18 protein-coding genes are annotated in these 17,387 nt (G+C 56.9%); 6 read left to right on the forward strand and 12 right to left on the reverse strand.

The features are described 5' to 3' along the window. Nucleotides 1-14 precede the first annotated feature (14 nt). From mreC to K325_RS0103370, 6 genes are read left to right on the forward strand one after another with little or no spacing between them, the layout of a single operon-like run. Nucleotides 15-881, forward strand: a complete 867-nt coding sequence (mreC, locus tag K325_RS0103345; RefSeq protein ID WP_084694150.1) for a rod shape-determining protein MreC — start codon at nucleotides 15-17, stop codon at nucleotides 879-881. Beyond that, nucleotides 881-1,357 (forward strand): rod shape-determining protein MreD, encoded by a 477-nt coding sequence (gene mreD / locus K325_RS0103350; RefSeq protein ID WP_029652841.1) that lies wholly within the window; start codon nucleotides 881-883, stop codon nucleotides 1,355-1,357. Before mreC ends, mreD begins: the two co-directional genes overlap by 1 nt. 4 nt (nucleotides 1,358-1,361) lie before the next feature. Then, entirely contained in the window at nucleotides 1,362-1,964 is a 603-nt protein-coding gene (locus tag K325_RS0103355) for a Maf family protein (protein WP_029652842.1), read from the forward strand. After that, on the forward strand, nucleotides 1,961-3,442 hold the full coding sequence (gene rng, locus K325_RS0103360; RefSeq protein WP_029652843.1) for a ribonuclease G: 1,482 nt from the start codon (nucleotides 1,961-1,963) through the stop codon (nucleotides 3,440-3,442). Before K325_RS0103355 ends, rng begins: the two co-directional genes overlap by 4 nt. 37 nt (nucleotides 3,443-3,479) lie before the next feature. Next, on the forward strand, nucleotides 3,480-7,190 hold the full coding sequence (locus K325_RS0103365; RefSeq protein WP_029652844.1) for a YhdP family phospholipid transporter: 3,711 nt from the start codon (nucleotides 3,480-3,482) through the stop codon (nucleotides 7,188-7,190). Between the two features lie 19 nt (nucleotides 7,191-7,209). Continuing rightward, on the forward strand, nucleotides 7,210-8,034 hold the full coding sequence (locus K325_RS0103370) for a carbon-nitrogen hydrolase family protein (protein ID WP_029652845.1): 825 nt from the start codon (nucleotides 7,210-7,212) through the stop codon (nucleotides 8,032-8,034). On the opposite strand, the gene yjgA is transcribed toward K325_RS0103370, so the two are convergent. From yjgA to K325_RS0103430, 12 genes are all read right to left on the reverse strand, one after another. After that, a complete protein-coding gene (yjgA, locus tag K325_RS0103375) occupies nucleotides 8,035-8,562 on the reverse strand; it encodes a ribosome biogenesis factor YjgA (protein ID WP_029652846.1) in 528 nt (175 codons plus the stop codon). Nucleotides 8,563-8,574: 12 nt separating this feature from the next. Beyond that, entirely contained in the window at nucleotides 8,575-9,936 is a 1,362-nt protein-coding gene (gene mgtE, locus K325_RS0103380; RefSeq protein WP_029652847.1) for a magnesium transporter, read from the reverse strand. 90 nt (nucleotides 9,937-10,026) lie between these two features. Continuing rightward, the gene (locus K325_RS0103385) at nucleotides 10,027-10,296 is read right to left on the reverse strand and encodes an HPr family phosphocarrier protein (protein WP_029652848.1); all 270 of its coding nucleotides are present in this window, start codon (nucleotides 10,294-10,296) and stop codon (nucleotides 10,027-10,029) included. Between the two features lie 7 nt (nucleotides 10,297-10,303). Continuing rightward, nucleotides 10,304-11,188 (reverse strand): RNase adapter RapZ, encoded by an 885-nt coding sequence (gene rapZ, locus K325_RS0103390; RefSeq protein WP_029652849.1) that lies wholly within the window; start codon nucleotides 11,186-11,188, stop codon nucleotides 10,304-10,306. Between the two features lie 37 nt (nucleotides 11,189-11,225). After that, the gene (gene ptsN / locus K325_RS0103395; RefSeq protein ID WP_029652850.1) at nucleotides 11,226-11,696 is read right to left on the reverse strand and encodes a PTS IIA-like nitrogen regulatory protein PtsN; all 471 of its coding nucleotides are present in this window, start codon (nucleotides 11,694-11,696) and stop codon (nucleotides 11,226-11,228) included. A gap of 89 nt (nucleotides 11,697-11,785) precedes the next feature. After that, on the reverse strand, nucleotides 11,786-12,094 hold the full coding sequence (gene hpf / locus K325_RS0103400) for a ribosome hibernation promoting factor (protein ID WP_029652851.1): 309 nt from the start codon (nucleotides 12,092-12,094) through the stop codon (nucleotides 11,786-11,788). 76 nt (nucleotides 12,095-12,170) lie between these two features. Further along, the gene (locus K325_RS0103405) at nucleotides 12,171-13,691 is read right to left on the reverse strand and encodes an RNA polymerase factor sigma-54 (protein ID WP_036193009.1); all 1,521 of its coding nucleotides are present in this window, start codon (nucleotides 13,689-13,691) and stop codon (nucleotides 12,171-12,173) included. 187 nt (nucleotides 13,692-13,878) lie between these two features. After that, nucleotides 13,879-14,604, reverse strand: a complete 726-nt coding sequence (gene lptB / locus K325_RS0103410) for an LPS export ABC transporter ATP-binding protein (protein ID WP_029652853.1) — start codon at nucleotides 14,602-14,604, stop codon at nucleotides 13,879-13,881. Beyond that, nucleotides 14,582-15,148 carry a lipopolysaccharide transport periplasmic protein LptA gene (gene lptA / locus K325_RS0103415; protein WP_029652854.1) on the reverse strand — a complete coding sequence of 189 codons (567 nt, stop codon included), beginning with the start codon at nucleotides 15,146-15,148 and terminating at the stop codon, nucleotides 14,582-14,584. Before lptA ends, lptB begins: the two co-directional genes overlap by 23 nt. After that, entirely contained in the window at nucleotides 15,132-15,731 is a 600-nt protein-coding gene (gene lptC, locus K325_RS0103420) for an LPS export ABC transporter periplasmic protein LptC (RefSeq protein ID WP_029652855.1), read from the reverse strand. Before lptC ends, lptA begins: the two co-directional genes overlap by 17 nt. Next, nucleotides 15,728-16,294 carry a KdsC family phosphatase gene (locus K325_RS0103425; protein ID WP_029652856.1) on the reverse strand — a complete coding sequence of 189 codons (567 nt, stop codon included), beginning with the start codon at nucleotides 16,292-16,294 and terminating at the stop codon, nucleotides 15,728-15,730. The genes lptC and K325_RS0103425 overlap by 4 nt, the downstream gene beginning before the upstream one ends. Further along, entirely contained in the window at nucleotides 16,294-17,280 is a 987-nt protein-coding gene (locus tag K325_RS0103430) for a KpsF/GutQ family sugar-phosphate isomerase (RefSeq protein ID WP_029652857.1), read from the reverse strand. Before K325_RS0103430 ends, K325_RS0103425 begins: the two co-directional genes overlap by 1 nt. Nucleotides 17,281-17,387: the final 107 nt, after the last annotated feature.

Raw genomic sequence — 17,387 nt, forward strand, 5'->3', positions numbered from 1 at the left:
AAGCCATTAAAACCATATTCGTCCAGGGACCGGTTCCCGGCTTCCGGCTTTTTCTTGTTGTTTTGCTATCGGCAGCGTTGATCGCTGCCGATGCGCGTTTTGATAAGCTAACCCCGGTCCGGAGTGCCCTGGCGACAGGGCTGGCGCCGGTTTACTGGCTTGGCAATGCGCCCTATGCTTTTACGGACTGGTTTTCCGGACTTTTTGTTAGCCGCGATGACCTGCAGCAGGAAAATGAAGAACTCAAAACCCGATTGCTGATTCTTGAGCGGCGTGCCCTCAAGTACGCTGCGCTTGCCTCTGAAAATAACGAACTGCGCCGACTGCTGAACTCTTCGGAAATTCTGGATGACCGCGTGATTGTCGGTGAGGTTGTGGGAGTCTCCCCGGACCCCTTTTCCCACGAAATCATTATCAACAAGGGCGAGAGTGATGGCTTGACCATGGGCCAGGCCGTGCTGGATGCCGAGGGGTTGATGGGGCAAGTGGTACAAACCAGCCAGTTTGCCTCAAGAGTACTGCTGGTTTCTGATAGCAGCCATGCCGTGCCTGTTGAGGTAGTGAGGAATGGGCTGCGTTCGATCCTTATAGGCAACGGTGAGACGGACGAACTGGATCTGGTGCACGTGCCTGACACCGCTGATATTCGCGAAGGTGACATGTTGGTGAGTTCGGGGTTGGGTGGTCGGTTTCCCAGAGGCTACCCGGTCGCCGAAGTCAGCTCTATTGTCAAAGAGCCAGGGGAACCGTTTGTCACGATCCGGGCAACTCCGAAGGCCCGGCTTAGCCAGAGTCGCCTTGTGTTGGTTGTTTTTCAGCCTGAAACACGTTCGGAGCCCGTGGTTGAGGAAGCGCCTCCCGCCGATGGGGAAGAACTCTGATGTTGTCGGTTATCAGTTATCCGCTGTTTGTCGTCACTGTGGTGTTGTCTCTGGTTTTGAGTATTTCGCTGTTTCCGGTGGACTGGTTTGAGTTTCGCCCGGAATGGCTGGGGCTCATCGTGTTCTACTGGACGTTCCGGGCACCTGCTCAATTCGGCATTCTGATGGCGTGGTGCCTTGGTTTATTGCTGGATATTCTTGAATCCACACCTCTGGGTGTGAATGCCATGGGGATGGCACTGATTGCATTTCTGGTACTCACCATTCACCAGCGGTTGCGGATGTACCCGCTTCCACAACAGTGTCTGATGGTATTTCTGTTGCTGGGTATCAATCAGATGCTGGTGCATTTTGTGAAACAGGTGCTGGGAGCCGAGGGTGCGGGCTTCAGCTATTTGTGGCCCGCAGCAACCAGTGCACTGGCCTGGCCGCTGGTCAGTGGTGTGCTGGACCGCATTAATCGCAAACTGGGATAACGGTATGACCCGCCTCATTCTGGCATCGGCGTCGCCACGCCGGGCAGAACTCCTGGAACAGATCGGCGCCCGGTTTCAGGTGGTTCCGGCTGACATTGATGAAACGCCACACCCCGCTGAATCCGCCATTGGTTATGTTGAGCGACTGGCCCGGGAGAAAGCGCTGGCTGTTGCCGGGAGCATTCCGGAAGCATTTGTGCTGGGGTCGGACACGTCGGTGGTTATTGATGGGCAGATACTGGGCAAGCCCGGGGCCGAGGAACAGGCCAGAGCAATGCTGAGGCGTTTGTCGGGCTCCACCCATCAGGTCATGACGGCCGTTGCATTGGCTCAGCGCAACCAGTGCCGCTCGGTGGTTGTGACTACCGATGTGACCTTTCGCACGCTGGCTGAGGCCGAGATTGAAGCGTATGTGGCCACTGGTGAGCCAATGGACAAAGCTGGCAGTTACGGTATTCAGGGGCTTGGTGGTATCTTTGTTCAGGAACTCAGGGGTAGCTACAGTGCGGTGGTCGGATTGCCCTTGCAGGAAACCGCAGATCTATTGGCAGATGCAGGTGATCCTGTCTGGCGCCATTGGCCATGCAGCGAGGAGAGCCAAGCATGAGTGAAGAGATCCTGATTAACGTGACGCCGGTGGAAACCCGGGTGGCGCTGGTCGAAAATGGCATGTTGCAGGAAGCCTACATTGAGCGCACCAGTCGCAAAGGCATCGTGGGCAATATATACAAGGGTAAGGTTGTGCGGGTGCTTCCCGGGATGGAAGCGGCGTTTGTAGACATTGGTCTGGAGCGCGCGGCGTTTATTCATGCTTCTGACGTGGTCAGTGGTCAGTCTTCAGGGGACGATTCTGCAGAGACGCCGAAAACCGTGCCGGACATTCGCACCCTGTTGAGAGAAGGGCAGTCTCTGGTGGTCCAGGTTACCAAGGACCCCATCGGTACCAAAGGCGCGCGGCTGACTACCCAGCTTTCCATTCCTTCCCGCTACCTCGTTTTTATGCCTGGCGTCCGTCATATCGGTATTTCCCAGCGTATTGAAGATGAGGTCGAACGCGCACGTCTCAAAAGCCTGATTGAAGAAGGGGCGGCCGAGCATGATGACGTTCAGGGTGGCTATATTATTCGTACCGCGGCCGAGGCGGCCTCGGCTGAGGAGCTGATCGCGGATATGAGGTATCTGCACCGGCTCAGTCAGTCGATTCAGGAGCGCATTGGCAAGGCCTCGGCGCCTTCTGTGGTCTATCAGGACCTTCCCCTGTTTATCCGCACCATACGGGATCTGATCCGTCCGCAAACGGAGAAGGTCCGTATTGATAGCCGTGAGAGCTATCAACGGGTTATGGAGTTTGTGAAGGAATTCGTGACTGAGTTTGCCGATAAGGTGGAGTATTATCCGGGTGAGCGGCCGATCTTTGATCTCTATTCGGTTGAAGACGAGATTCAGAAAGCCCTGAGCCGTAAGGTGCAGCTCAAGTCGGGTGGGTACGTGATCATCGATCAGACCGAGGCCATGACCACCATCGATATCAACACGGGGGCATTTGTCGGCCACCGGAATCTTGAAGAGACGATTTTCAAGACCAACCTTGAGGCCGCCAGAGCCATCAGCCGCCAACTCCGGCTCCGGAACCTGGGTGGCATCATCATCATTGACTTCATCGATATGGAAGATCCCGAGCATCAGCGCCAGGTGCATCGCATGCTGGAAAAGATGCTGGAACGCGATCACGCAAAAACCAAGATTACCGGTGTTTCTGAGTTAGGGCTGGTCGAAATGACCCGCAAGCGCACCACTGAAAGCCTGGGGCAGGTTCTGTGCGAGCCGTGCCCGATCTGTGATGGTCGTGGCTTCCTGAAAACGGCTGAAACCGTGTGCTACGAGATTTTCCGGGAAATTCTGAGAATCAACCGGGCCTACGAGCCCGAGAATTATCTGGTGATGGCCTCCCAGAAAGTCGTGGATCGTCTCTTGGATGAAGAGTCGGACAACGTAGCCGATCTTGAGACCTTCATCAGCAAAACCGTCCGGTTCCAGGTGGAGCCGTTCTACAGCCAGGAACAGTACGACGTTGTTTTGCTCTGACACCTGAGCAGTAGGGCGTTGCAGGGAGCTGAGTCTTATGTCGATCCGCGAGCCGGACAGTTCGCAGCCAGTCGGTGATGACCGGGGACTGGTTGCCCGCGGATTGGCGGGCTTTTCCAGTATGGTCTGGTGGACATTGCTGGCGTTGCTGGTGTTGTTCGCGCTTTATGTCGGGATTGGCCGTCAGCTGACCGCCAACATCGATCATTTTTCCGATGAGCTGGCGGTCGCCCTGTCTGATGCGACGGGGCTCGACGTGTCGGTTGGTCGCGTCACCTCTCAGTGGCACTGGCTTGACCCTGCGATTATTGCCAAAGACATAACGATTCGGACACAGGATTCCGACAAAGTTACGGCAGAACTGGATCATCTGGGAGTTCGGCTTGATTTCATCGCCTCCTTGTTCCGGTTCCGTCTGGTCTTTCGCAATTTTGACGCGGACGGCCTGTCGTTGACCGTCATTCGTCCCATGGACTCTCCGTTTGCCAGCCCGGTGGAAGAAATTGCAGACCTGACGGAGCCGGGTGCTCCTGAAGTTCAGGAATGGATCCGCCTGGCCGGGCGCTGGTTGTCGAACCCGGAGGTTCGGGTCACCCGTGTGAGCCTGGCCCTGGGGCCAAACCGGAAAAATCTGCGCTTTCTGGATATACCCCAACTGGATCTCTCGTATCGAAACGGGCTGTTTCAGGCCTCGGGGCGGGCCATGCAAAGTGGAACCACCACTCAGCTTGCCAGCTTTGCCCTGGTCGGGCAGCAGTTTTTTCGGGGTGCTTTCACGGGCCAGCTCTATCTGGACTGGGACTCCGGCAGGCTGTTTGATGGCCTGATTGATGACCTGCATTGGCGAGGTCTTCGCGTGGAGGGATTCGACCTTGGAGGGCGGGCCTGGCTGACCTTTGATACCGGCGAACTGCAACAGATTCAGGGTGACGTTCGTACGCCTTATCTGCAACTGGGGGTCAATCGAGAATCTCTGGCCCCACTTGAGGATATTCACGCTCGTTTTGGCTGGCGCCGCGGCGAGGCATTGATGCTCCAGCAGCTAAGCTGGAGCTGGTTCGGTGACCAGGTTCCCCCTTTCAATGTGCGTATTCAGCCCGGCGATGAAAGGCTGACTCTGGTGGCCGACTCATTGCCACTCCAGCCCTTGAGGCGACTGGTTCAGTCGCTGGATCTGTTACCTGAGAGCGCCAATCAGGCTCTGGAGAACTATCAGCCGAGCGGATTCCTTGATGATCTGGTGTTCGTGTTGCCGCGGAAAGCGGAAAATTTTACGTTACACGCCAGGCTACGCAAGCTCGGCGTGCGGGGATGGTCAGGTGCTCCACGGGTGGCGGGGCTGAATGGCTGGTTGCAGTTAGGAGCCAATGAGGGGGCGGTGATTATAGAGACCCGTGAGCCACTTGAACTGGGCTTCCCTTTGCTGTTCACCACGGACTGGACGCTGGATGCTTTATCCGGAACGGTTTCGTGGCGTATTCAGGACGGAATCACCCGGGTGTTCTCGGACGACCTTGCGTTCACGTATGAGGAAGAGACCGGGGTGTCAGGTGCGTTTGATCTGCGTCTGGATCGTTTTGGCGAAGATAACCTGGGTTTGAAAGTGTCCGTTGAAGGGGCAAGGGCCCATATGCTGGCGGATTTTGTGCCAGCCAGGGCTGTTGGCGCGTCGCTCTATGACTGGCTGACGACCGCCATTCTGGAGGCCCGGATTGATGGCGAGTACTTTGGCCACGGCCGGATTGATTCGGGCGCGCCATCCGGTTCTTTTGTGTCATCGATGTGGTACGAGTTTGAGGATGGCCGCATACGCTACGACAGTCAGTGGCCAGAAGTGACGCAGGCCCGAGGGCGTGTTGAGGTCCAGAACACCGATACGAAGGTGGTGCTTCAGAGTGGCGAAACCGGAGGTCTCACGATTGATGAGTCCAGGGTGCAAGTACTGTCGGATGGCTCCGCTGACGGTCTTCGTGTGATGGCCGATGTCAGTTCCGGAGTGACAGGGGAACAGGTGCCATGGTGGCTGGACAACACGCCGCTTGGCGAACTGATCGGGTATGGTGATGTCCAGGCGCGGTACGACGGTGAGTTCGAGTTGGATCTTGGCCTCGATTTGCCCTTGAGTGAGGGGCAGGATACTCGCGTGACCGCCCGTATCCGTACTGAAAATGGTGGTTTTTTCATTCCCGACGCCGGGCTGGGATGGGAAAACATAAAAGCCGACCTGACCTATGACACGGTTGAGGGATTCTCCGGTGAGCCAGTGTCTGCCACGTTCTTTGGTGAGCCTGTCTCCGTTGGTTTTGAGGCTGTCGAAAACCGTGACAGCATTCGCATTCGCCAAAGGGGGGAGCTGGCCCTGCCGGTTTCTCTGTCTCACTTTGGCGTGCCGGAAGCGATGGCACCGGGGCTTGCCGGGAGTCTTCGTTACTCCGGAGACCTGGTGCTGGGGGCTGGGGTTCAGCCAGTGATTTCGTTGTCGTCGGATCTCTCGGGCCTGCAAGTCGACTGGCCTGAACCTCTGGCAAAAACCACCCGGGAAAACGCGCCATTGGCGGTCACGATCGATCCATTCCAGGATGCCGGGTTGGCTATCTCGGCTGAATGGACGGATAGGTTGGGAGCCCGGTTCCTGCTGAAAGAGACCGGGTTTGAGCTGTTTTTTGATTACCTCAATCTTGGCGATCACCGGTTGACCGACATCGCTGTTGAGGCGCTGGAACTGGATGACCGGTGGGTTGTGCAGACGCGCTCAGAGAGGGCGACTGGGCGAGTGATCATGCCAAAGGATGATGGGGTGGTTCTGGCGGATTTTGAGACGCTGAGGTTGATGCGCGAGGCCGGAACTCAGCAACAGGAATCCGAATTTCTGACTTTTGAAGAGCAACTTCAGGCATTCCGGGAGCTTGAAATGGGGGCGTGGCCCGATATTGACGTCAGTATATCGGACCTGCAACTCGATGATGACTCTGCGGGTAGCTGGCGTTTCCGGTTGCGGCCTGGATCTGAGGGCCTGAAGGTTCAGGAAATAGATGGCCGTCTTGGGGCGCTGGTGTTATCGGGAGACATGGTCTGGAGTATTGTGGATGACCGGGAAGCCACGACATTCAAGGGTCGACTCGCCGGTGGTGCCCTGAAAGACCTCGAAGCACTGACTGGCACCGTGATACCGATGACCAACAAAGAGACAACCATCGAGTTGGATCTCGATTGGCCCGGAAACCCGGTTGATATTGCGCCGGGTAAAATCAGTGGCACAGTCAGCGCCCGGCTGGATGATGGGATGATCATGGAGCAGAGCAATTCAGCGCAGTTGTTCCGGATTTTCAATTTGCTTAATGCGGATACCCTCTGGCGACGCTTGCGGCTGGATTTTTCTGATTTGTACGAGCGAGGAATTGCATTTGATGCGATCTCTGGCAAAGCCAACATTGTCGATGGCTTGGTAACGCTGGACCCTGAGTTGCAGTTGGTGGGGCCATCGGGGGCCTTCAAGCTCAGCGGAACCACCGACATGGCCAGTGCGGCTTTGGACATGCGTCTGGTTCTGGTATTGCCCGTCACGCAGAATCTGCCTCTGGCTGCCATACTGATGGGGGCGAGTGCCCCGATTGGAGGGGCATTGTTTGTGCTGGACAAAATTCTCGGTGACCCGTTAAGCAAGCTGACCAGCGCCACGTACAGTGTCACTGGGAGCTGGAGCGACCCTCAGGTGGATCTTCGGGGGGTCTTTGATACGGGCGAATAGCATCTGACCGGAGGTAAACATGGTTCAGGTTGCGGCCATTCAGATGGTGAGTACCCACGACATCGAAGCCAACCTGGATGAGGCCAGGAAGCAGCTGAGTGATGTTGCCGCCAAAGGTGCGAAGGTAGCGGTGTTGCCAGAAAATTTTGCCGTGCTGGCAACCGGGCAAATGCTGGCATGCGGTCGTCAGGAAGCTGGTGATTCACCCGTTATCCGCCATTTTCTCTCTGAGCAGGCCCGGGGACTCGGGCTCTGGATTGTTGGAGGGTCCATGCCTCTGGCCGTTCGGCCTGATGGATCCAACTTGTCAGACCGGGTTCGTGCCTGCTGTCTGGTCTACAACGACGAAGGAGAGGAGGTTGCCCGGTACGACAAGATTCATCTGTTCGATGCCATGATAGAAGATGCCCACGGCCAGTATCGCGAGTCTGATACCTTTGAGCCCGGGAATGACGTGATCGTCACCGAGACCCCGGCGGGGCGCCTGGGACTGGCGATCTGCTACGATCTCAGGTTTCCGGAACTGTTCAGAGCCCTGAGAGACAAAGGCGCTGACTGGGTGTGCCTGCCAAGTGCTTTCACCTGGCAGACAGGGGACGCACACTGGCATGCCTTGCTCCGGGCCCGAGCTATTGAAAATCAGCTCTGGGTGGTGGCAGCCGGGCAGGGCGGGCAAAACAGCAGTCGACGCAGAACCTATGGCCACAGTCTGATTTGCGATCCCTGGGGCAGAGTCGTCTGTGAACTGGGAGAAGGAGCCGGGTCCGTGGCCGCTGATCTGGATCTGGGCGACCTGGGGCAGCTGAGAAGTCGCATGCCGGTGTGGGCGCACCGGCGGCTCTGATTACTGCTCGGCGTCGTCAATCCATTCCCGCAAAGCGCGGAACAGCTTTCTGGACTGGCCGGTATTCTTGCCCTTCTCTACTTCTTTTCGGGCGTTACGAGCCAGGTTGCGGAGGTGCTGAATGTCGGCGGTCGGGCAGTAGTCTATAAACTCGCCAACCACTTTATCGCCTTCTGCGATCATCCGGTCGCGCCAGCGCTCGGCCAGATGGTGCCTGCGGGTATGTTCTTCGCTGCCCGCGTAAAACGCATCGATGGCGCGGCCGATAGCTTCCGGGTCATCCTCCTGTCGAAGGACCTTGCCAATATACTGTAGATGGCGGCGGCGTGCTTCCCGCTGGGGTATCCGGCGCGATTCCACGATCGCTGCTGCCAGGGTGTCGCTGATGTTCAGAGTGGCCAGCTGCTCATCGCTAAGATCAAGCATGCGCTTCCCCAGGTCCTGCAGCGCGTGCATTTCTCGTTTGAGTTGCGACTTGCTGGGGCCGAAGTCTTCCGGTAATTCATTTTGGTCGTTGGTTGGGCTCATCCGGCCTCCTTGTTATGCGTAGAAATAGGTAGCCAGCCCCAGAAAAGACAGGAAACCGACAACGTCTGTCGTCGTGAGCAGGATAACCCCTCCTGCAAGTGCAGGATCAATGTTCAACTTTTTCAGTACCAATGGGAGCAGGGTGCCGACAACAGAAGCTAACGTGAGGTTGATGACGAGAGCAAGGGCAATGACGAGCCCAATGGTCAGGTCTTTGAACCAGGCTACTGCTGCACCAGAGACAACCAGCGCGAACAAAACACCATTCATGGCGGTTGCTATGAATTCCCGATTAAGCAGCCATTTTACATTATCTCCGCTGACCTGCCCCAACGCGATGCCGCGAATCATCAGGGTCAGGGTCTGGCTGCCTGCTATGCCGCCCATACTGGCAACGATGGGCATGAGAACTGCCAGTGCGACAACCTGCTGTATGGTTTCTTCAAACATTCCAATGACGGAAGCCGACGTAAAGGCGGTGAGCACATTGATACCCAGCCACAGCGCCCGGCGCTTTGTTGTTTTCCAGACCGGCGCAAAAGTATCTTCATCTTCATCAAGGCCCGCCATACTCATCAGGGAGTGGTCGGCGTCCTCCCGGATAACGTCGACCACGTCGTCGATGGTGATCCGGCCCAGTAGTTTATTGTCTTCATCGACAACGGGGGCGGAAATCAGGTCATAGCGCTCGAACAGGGTGGCGACTTTGGTGTCGAACAAAGTTACTGGGATTGGCTCTATATCAGTGTCCATCACCTCACGAACCGTTGCTGCGGGATTGGATACCAGCATTCGGGTGATAGGCAGCATACCGATGAATTCGTCACGTCGGCTGACGACAATCAGGCTATCGGTCATCGGGGGCAGGCTGCGGTGGCGGCGCAGATAACGCAGAACCACATCGATACTGATGTCCGGGCGCACCGTGATGGTGTCGGTGTTCATCAGGCCGCCGGCGGTGTCCTCCGGGTAGGAGAGAACTTCCTCGACTCGCTGGCGGTCCTGGTCGTCCATGGTGTCCAGAACTTCCTGGATAACCGTATCCGGAAGCTGCTGAAGCAGGTCGGCCAGGTCGTCTGACTCAAAATCCTCAAGAATATCCGCCAGTTCCTGAGCGTTCAATTGGCTCAGGAAGTAGCTTCGGATGTCATCGCCAAGGTACTGGAGTACGTCACCTTCGTACTTTTTATCGACGAGGTTCCATAGCAGGGTTCGTTGGCGCGGGGGAGAGGATTCGAGCAGGTGGGCAATATCGCTGGGGCTCAGTCCGCCATTCAGAATTCGGGCCACCTGCTTGAGTGCGCCACTGTCCAGAGCCTCACTGAGAGAGCGAAGGCGTTGGCGAGCCTGGCTATTTTCCAGAATGTCTGACATTGAACCACCTGCGATCAGAAAACCTTTGCATTATAGCGGAGTTAGGTGGCACGCGTGAGAAAGGATTGTAGGTGAATGACGAAACGGTTTTTATTCTCCTTCACCAAAATAATCATCGATTAACTCGGATACCGCCTCAAGGGCGGCGTGCTCATCCGGGCCATCGGCCAACAGTTCGACTTCGGTGCCCTGGCTTGCAGCCAGCATCATGATCTGCATGATGTTTTTGGCATCTACCTCCCGGCCTTTGCCCCGGATGCGGACTTTGCACTCAAACGCCGAGGCCGTGGCAACCAGCTTGGCGCTCGCCCGGGCATGCAGGCCGAGTTTGTTGATGATGGTTGTGGTGCGGCAAATCATAGGCTGCTCAGATTTCTCCGCGCGCTTGCAGGTGCGGCAGTTCCGTATGACGAACCTGAACGTTGTGATAATGGTCCCGGAAAAGTCGTCCAAGCTGCTCGCACACATAGACTGACCGGTGCTGCCCCCCGGTGCATCCAATGGATATGGTCATATAGCTTCGGTTGCTGTCGGCGAATGAGGGCAGCCAGGTGTTCAGAAACCTGATGAGGTCGTCCACCATTTGTCGGGTCAGCGGTTCCCGCTCGAGAAAGTCGATGACAGGCTGGTCGATGCCCGTGTGCTTTCGCAGGCTGGTGTCCCAGTAGGGGTTAGGCAGGCAACGCACGTCAAAAACGTAGTCTGAATCCACCGGGACCCCGTGCTTGAAACCGAAGGACTGGAACAGCAAGGCCAGTTCCTGGTCCTTACGGCCGGCGACTCGCTGCTTGATCATGTCACGCAGCTCGTACATGGACAGTCCGGTGGTGTTGACGTACAGGTCTGCCAGCTTGGACAGAGGCTCCAGCAACTGTTTCTCGTTGGTGATTGCCTCCCGCAGCGACGTCCTGTCGTCGCTTAACGGGTGTTTTCTTCGGGTGGCGTGAAAACGCTGGAGCAGGGACTGTTCGTCGGCATCAAGGAAAATGATCTCAACTTCAACGCCAGTCTGTTTTAGCTGCTGGTATATGGTTTCAAAGTTTGCAAGCTCCCCGGACAGGTTACGGGCGTCTATGCTCACTGCCATTTTTTTGAGGCGGCCAGGGGCTTCCTGGGTGGTTGCTTCCTGGGTCAGTGGGAACAGAAGACCGATGGGGAGGTTGTCAATACAGTAAAATCCCAGGTCTTCCAACACGTGCAGTGCCGTACTTTTGCCGGAACCGGATCGGCCACTGACGATAATCAGCTTCATTGGGCTGTCTCTCCTTCAATCTGCCTTAAGGCGGACCTCAGTGATTGCGGTTGGTCATTCGTTGGTAAAGTGTGCCTGCATCCTCGCACTGGCGCAGCGCGGTGCAGAACGCGTTGTCATTGAACCGTTCCGCCAGTTGGCTCAGAAGCTCCAGATGCTCACTGGTGGCTTCCTTGGGGACGACCAGTGCAAACACCAGGTCTACGGGCTGGTTGTCGATGGCGTCAAAATCGACGGCCTCTTCCAGTGTCATCAAGACACCGATAACCCGGTCCAGGCCTTCCAGCCGGCAGTGGGGAATGGCGATGCCTTCACCGATGCCGGTGCTGCCCAGCCGTTCACGGGAGACCAGATTACTGAAGATCTGGGTGTCGCTGAGAGTTTCATCCTGGAAGTGAATCCGTTCCGCGATGAATTCCAGCACACGTTTCTTGCTGGAGGCCGGTACCCGACAGAGTGTCAGCTCCGGCGCAAGAATGTTGTCAATGGTCAGGGATGGGTCGCTCATGGATCGACTGCATGTCCGTAAAAAAAGGCTGCGGCCGGTTGCCCCGCCGCAGCTCGTTTCATGAAACACCCGGTCACGTTACGCGTTGTTCAGCGAGTACCGTTACCGTGCATCCTGTCTACGTTCTTTTCCTTGTACTTGAGGATCTGTCGGTCCAGCTTGTCGACAAGTGTGTCGATTGCCGCGTACATATCCTCATTTTCTGCCTTTGCGTGAATCTCACCACCAGTCACGTGCAGAGTGGCTTCCGCCATCTGGCGCACCTTTTCAACCTCCAGCGTAACCTGACAGTTACTGATGTGGTCAAAATGGCGCTCCAGCTTCTCGAACTTGCTGTTAACGTAATCTTTCAAAGCGGGAGTCAGTTCTACGTGATGGCCTGAAATGTTGAGTTGCATAGGCGTCTCCTGTTGTCATCCATCGCCAGCATGACTGCCGGCCTGCGTTGCCGGTGCCTCTTGCACCGGCGAAAATTTAAACCAGTCGTTTTCGTTCGTTGGAGGGAGGTATATGCATCGCCTCCCGGTATTTGGCCACGGTACGACGGGCCACATTGATTCCCTGTTCCCCTAGCATGGCCGCAATTTTGCTGTCGCTCAATGGCTTTTTCGGGGTTTCCTCCGCAATCAGCTTCTTGATCATTGCACGAATAGCGGTCGAGGAGCATTCCCCACCCTCAGCGGTGCTGACGTGGCTGGAGAAAAAGTACTTCAATTCAAAGATGCCACGCGGTGTATGCATGTATTTCTGAGTGGTGACTCGTGAAATGGTAGATTCATGCATTTCCACAGCCTGGGCAATGTCTGACAGGATCAGGGGCTTCATGGCCTCCTCGCCCTGATCCAGAAATCCCTGCTGGTGCTCGACGATGCGGGTCGCAACCTTCAGTAAGGTTTCATTCCGGCTCTGAAGGCTCTTGATAAACCACTTGGCTTCTTGTAGCTGATCGCGCATGTAGGTGTTGTCGGCGCTGCTGTCGGCTCGTCGTATCAGCGAAGCGTAGCTGGCATTTACCCGGATGCGAGGGGCAATTTCGGGGTTCAGCTCTACCCGCCAGCGACCTTCATGTTTGCGCACGATGACATCCGGGATCACGTAATCCGGCTCAGTTCTGTCTACCACATCCCCTGGGCGTGGGTTCAGGCTGGTAATCAGCGCCAGAACCTCCTTCAGCTGATCTTCTTTGAGCCGGCTTCGTCTGAGCAGTTGAGCGTAGTCACGATTGCCCAGCAAGTGCAGGAACTGCGTAACCACCAATCGGGCCTGACGGAGCCAGGGTGTGTCTGGGGGGAGCTGGTTGAGCTGGATCAGCAGACACTCTTGCAGATCGCGGGCAAAAACGCCGGGCGGATCGAAGTGTTGTAAACGACGGAGTACGGCTTGTACCTCATCCAGTTCCAGAGGATCGTCTTCGGAGCCATCGCGTAACCCCGCGTGGATGTCCTCAATGCTTGAGGTGAGGTAGCCCCGGTCGTCAACGGCGTCGAGCAGCGCGTGGGCAATGGCCTGATCCCGCTCACTGAGCGGCGTAAGGTTGAGCTGCCATTCCAGGTGGTCTTGCAGCGTCTCGGCAGGGGAGTTCCGGGTCTCGAAATCCGAGTCGTTGTCGTCGTCGCCTTTGCCCGCAGGGGCCGGAGCTGATTGATAAATATCGTCCCAGGCAGTGTCGACCGGCAGATCATCCGGAATGTTGTCCGGAATATCAGTTTCCGAAGACCAGTCCGGACCGTTTTCGCTTTCATCCCAGTCTGTCGCGGCTTCCGTGTTGCTGTCTTCCTGACCCGAATCAGCAGCCGTTGTTTCTGGTGTTTCCTGATCGCTGCTTTCGGTGTGCTCGTCGTCTTCTGAGGTTTCCAGCATGGGGTTGGACTCCAGTGCCTGCTGGATTTCCTGCTGAAGATCGAGGGTTGAGAGTTGCAGCAGGCGTATTGCTTGCTGCAACTGGGGGGTCATGGTCAGACTCTGGCCCAGCTTAAGCTGTAATGAGGCTTTCATAACCATGTCTCAAGATCCATAACTCGTGGCATCCCGGTTGTTGCTTTGCCGGCGCACGGGCCGAAAAAAATGTTGTACTTTGGTTACTTGCCAATACCTGAGGACAGTATAAGCAAGTTCTTTGCCGAGTCTACTTGCTACAGATCATCAAAACAATCAGCCGTCGGTGAAACGCTGTTTGGTTGTGTTACAGACGGAACTCCTCCCCCAGGTAAACCTCTTTGACCTTCTGATTGGCGAGAATGGCGTCGGCGTTGCCGGAGGCGATGATATGGCCGCCGGAAACGATATAGGCATTCTCGCAAATATCGAGAGTTTCCCGCACGTTGTGGTCGGTAATCAGGACGCCGATGCCCTTGTCTCTAAGGTGTCGGATGATGTGTTTGATGTCGCTTACGGAGATGGGGTCTACGCCGGCAAAAGGCTCATCGAGAAGAATGAAGGCAGGCTCCATGGCCAGGGCCCGTGCGATCTCAACCCGGCGTCGCTCGCCGCCAGACAGTGCCATGCCAACGCTGTCCCGAATATGAGTAATGTGGAACTCTTCCAGAAGTTCTTCGAGCTTTGCTTCACGCTCCGGACGGTTCAGGCCCTTTCGGGTTTCCAGAATGGCCATGATGTTGTCGCGAACGGTGAGTTTGCGGAACACGGACGCCTCCTGAGGGAGGTAGCCGATGCCTTTTCGGGCTCTGCCATGCATAGGCAGGGGGGTAATGTCCTGGCTGTCGATGGTTATTCTGCCGCGATCCGCAGGTACCAGGCCTACAATCATGTAGAAACAGGTGGTTTTTCCTGCGCCGTTGGGGCCCAGAAGGCCGACGATTTCGCCAGAGCGGATCTCCAGTGATACGTCAAGAACCACCTTTTTCTGTTTGTAGCTTTTTGCCAGATTACTGGCTCTCAGAACTGCCATCCGAACCTTTCCCGTCGCTGGATTGAGCTGAATTTCGGGGTTGTATCACCATCTCTACCCGGCCTGAGCCGCCTTCCGGAGACGCTCCGCCTTCGGCAGTCACCACCCGGCGCACGGTATCATAGTGAATGATGTCGCCCCGGAAAATGTTGCCGCCCTGTTCAATCACGGCTTCGCGCTCAAAGATGACAAGGCTCTCGTCTCCTGACCAGGTGATGTTCAGGGCTCGGGCGTCTGTCATGCCTTCTGCTTCCTGGCCTGGTTGCCGGTAGTGAGCAGGGCTGCCGGCTGCTTCGATCCTGCTGACCCCTTGGTCGTTTCGGTAGAGCACGACCCGGTCAGCCTCAAGGCGGGTTTCGCCCTGAGTCAGCTCGACGTCGCCGGTGTAGACTGCGGTGCCCGCGCTGTCGTCCAGCCGGGCTGAGTCGGCAGCAACTTTGATGGGGGTGTCTGAGTCAAGGTTGAATGCAGCCGCAGGTCCGGCCAGCAGGGCGGTGGCCAGAAGCAGGGGGTGCAGACGTGATCGTTTACCTGACGGTTTCATAGTGTCCCTCTACCCGGGAATTGAGTTCCAGAATGCGTTCGTTGATCCAGGCTTTCATGCCTGTGGAGTGGGTGACCCCAAAAGGTTCGGTGATGGTCACCGGCTGGTCGGTGTAGACTGTGCCGTTGCTGTTATCCAGGGTAAGAGCCTCGGTTTCCAGCGTCGACGGGGCGTTTCCGGCCTGGCGAATGAGCCTGACATTGCCGGTCAGCTCGAGTTGTTCCGATGACTGTTCGAGCTTGCCTGTGTTTGATTCGATCAGCCAGGGGGTGGGGTCTCCTTCGCTGAACAGTTGAGCCTCAGGCTGGTCCAGGTGGGCAACGCCGGTATCTTCAAATTGTTCGATTCTCGGGCTGGTGAGATGAATCCGGAGATTTCCCTGCTCGTCCCAGGAGCGGTATTGCCCCCCGACAACGAAACCGTCGGGCTCAGCCGGGCCTCTCAGGTTACTGGAGGGGGCCCGGGAACTGGCGGGCTCATCGCTCTGCCATAGAAGAAAGAGAGTGGCTAATACGGTGCCTGCCAATGCGAGCGTCCGGAGGCGCCTTCTGCCGTCATCGCCGGAGAACCAGGCCCTGATCATGTTTGATGATCCTGATAAGGCGACAGTGCGGTTTCGAGCTGCCCCTGAGCCCAGAGAATGAGGTCGCAGGCTTCACGCACTGCACCTTGCCCTCCTGAGCAGTGTGTGCAGTAATCCGCCTGTTCCCGGACCAGCCAGTAGCCGTTCGGCACTGTAATGCCGAGGCCTGCGAAGCAGAGTGCGGGCAAGTCTGGCAGGTCGTCGCCCATGTAGGCAATCTGGCTCGGAGCCAGATCCATGTCCCCGATCAGTTCCAGCAGGGCCTCTTTTTTGTCTTCGCGGCCCTGCATCAGATGAGGGATGCCCAGGTCAGACATCCGTTTTTCGGTAAGCGGCGACCGGCGACCAGTGATCACTGCGACCGTTATGCCAGCCCTCATCAGTTGTTTGAGCCCGAGCCCGTCCAGAATGTTGAAGGCTTTGAGCTCGTCACCGCTGGCGCTGAAATAGATGCGACCGTCACTCATGATCCCGTCGACGTCCAGGGCGATCAGCCGGATTCCGGCGGCCTTTGTCTTCAGTGAGGCGTCCCAGTGAGCCTCTAAAGGGTGGGTCAGCGGCATCAGATGACTCCCGCCCGCAGAAGGTCGTGCATGTTGATGGCGCCGACCAGCGCACCGGCCTCATTGGTGACGGGCAGGGCGTTGATTTTCATCTCTTCCATGATATTCAGGGCTTCCGCCGCCAGATGTTCGGCCCGAATGGTCTTTCCGTTTCGGGTCATGACCTCCTGAATCGGGGTGGCATGGACGTCGACAGACTTGTCCAGGGTGCGTCGCAGGTCGCCGTCAGTGAATATGCCGGTAAGGGTGCCTGTGGCGTCCACCACGGTGGTCATGCCAAGACCTTTGCGGGTAATTTCCAGTAAGGCACCGCTGAGGGGGGTGCCTTCCGTGACGCGGGGGATCTGGTTGCCAGTGTGCATGATGTCGGAGACGCGAAGCAGTAAACGCCGCCCAAGGCTGCCGCCAGGATGAGAAAATGCGAAATCTTCGGCGCTGAAGCCTCTGGCTTCCAGAAGCGCAACGGCCAGTGCATCGCCCATCACCAGGGTGGCGGTTGTGCTGGACGTGGGAGCCAGCCCAAGAGGGCAAGCCTCAATCGCCACGCTGACATCGAGATTGGCCACGGCTTCCTGTGCCAGTACGGAATCGGGTTTGCCGGTCATGCTGATTAATGGCGCACCCATGCGCTTGATCAGCGGCAGAATGGTAACGACTTCGCTGGTGCTGCCGCTGTTGGAGATCGCGATGACCACGTCCTGGGGCGTGATCATGCCCAGGTCTCCGTGACTGGCTTCACCAGGATGCACAAAGAAAGCCGGTGTCCCTGTGCTGGCGAGCGTGGCTGCGATTTTGTTGCCGATGTGTCCGGATTTGCCCATGCCTGTCACCACCACTCGCCCGCGGCAGGCCATGATGACCTCGCAGGCGCGGCTGAAGTCGCCATTGATGCGGCTCTCCAGTGCTTCTATGGCTTCTCGTTCTATGCGGATCGCCCGAAGGGCCGAGGTGCGAAAGTCGTGGTTGTTGGCATCTGAATCTGTCATGTCGACCGGCTGTCTGTTTGAACGGGGATTTGAGGCCGAAGTATACCACTTCTGACGCGTCGGGCCCCCTTCATCAGGGAATCTGATCATTGCCATCAGGACATTTT

The sequence above is a fragment of the Marinobacter daepoensis DSM 16072 genome, assembly GCF_000421165.1.
GTDB classification, from domain to species: domain Bacteria; phylum Pseudomonadota; class Gammaproteobacteria; order Pseudomonadales; family Oleiphilaceae; genus Marinobacter; species Marinobacter daepoensis.

Coding starts and splice junctions, on each gene's coding strand:
- mreD (WP_029652841.1), top strand. CDS start 881: ATGTTGTCGGTTATCAGTTATCCGCTGTTTGTCGTCACTGTGGTGTTG.
- K325_RS0103355 (WP_029652842.1), top strand. CDS start 1,362: ATGACCCGCCTCATTCTGGCATCGGCGTCGCCACGCCGGGCAGAACTC.
- rng (WP_029652843.1), top strand. CDS start 1,961: ATGAGTGAAGAGATCCTGATTAACGTGACGCCGGTGGAAACCCGGGTG.
- K325_RS0103365 (WP_029652844.1), top strand. CDS start 3,480: ATGTCGATCCGCGAGCCGGACAGTTCGCAGCCAGTCGGTGATGACCGG.
- K325_RS0103370 (WP_029652845.1), top strand. CDS start 7,210: ATGGTTCAGGTTGCGGCCATTCAGATGGTGAGTACCCACGACATCGAA.
- yjgA (WP_029652846.1), bottom strand. CDS start 8,562: ATGAGCCCAACCAACGACCAAAATGAATTACCGGAAGACTTCGGCCCC.
- mgtE (WP_029652847.1), bottom strand. CDS start 9,936: ATGTCAGACATTCTGGAAAATAGCCAGGCTCGCCAACGCCTTCGCTCT.
- K325_RS0103385 (WP_029652848.1), bottom strand. CDS start 10,296: ATGATTTGCCGCACCACAACCATCATCAACAAACTCGGCCTGCATGCC.
- rapZ (WP_029652849.1), bottom strand. CDS start 11,188: ATGAAGCTGATTATCGTCAGTGGCCGATCCGGTTCCGGCAAAAGTACG.
- ptsN (WP_029652850.1), bottom strand. CDS start 11,696: ATGAGCGACCCATCCCTGACCATTGACAACATTCTTGCGCCGGAGCTG.
- hpf (WP_029652851.1), bottom strand. CDS start 12,094: ATGCAACTCAACATTTCAGGCCATCACGTAGAACTGACTCCCGCTTTG.
- K325_RS0103405 (WP_036193009.1), bottom strand. CDS start 13,691: ATGAAAGCCTCATTACAGCTTAAGCTGGGCCAGAGTCTGACCATGACC.
- lptB (WP_029652853.1), bottom strand. CDS start 14,604: ATGGCAGTTCTGAGAGCCAGTAATCTGGCAAAAAGCTACAAACAGAAA.
- lptA (WP_029652854.1), bottom strand. CDS start 15,148: ATGAAACCGTCAGGTAAACGATCACGTCTGCACCCCCTGCTTCTGGCC.
- lptC (WP_029652855.1), bottom strand. CDS start 15,731: ATGATCAGGGCCTGGTTCTCCGGCGATGACGGCAGAAGGCGCCTCCGG.
- K325_RS0103425 (WP_029652856.1), bottom strand. CDS start 16,294: ATGCCGCTGACCCACCCTTTAGAGGCTCACTGGGACGCCTCACTGAAG.
- K325_RS0103430 (WP_029652857.1), bottom strand. CDS start 17,280: ATGACAGATTCAGATGCCAACAACCACGACTTTCGCACCTCGGCCCTT.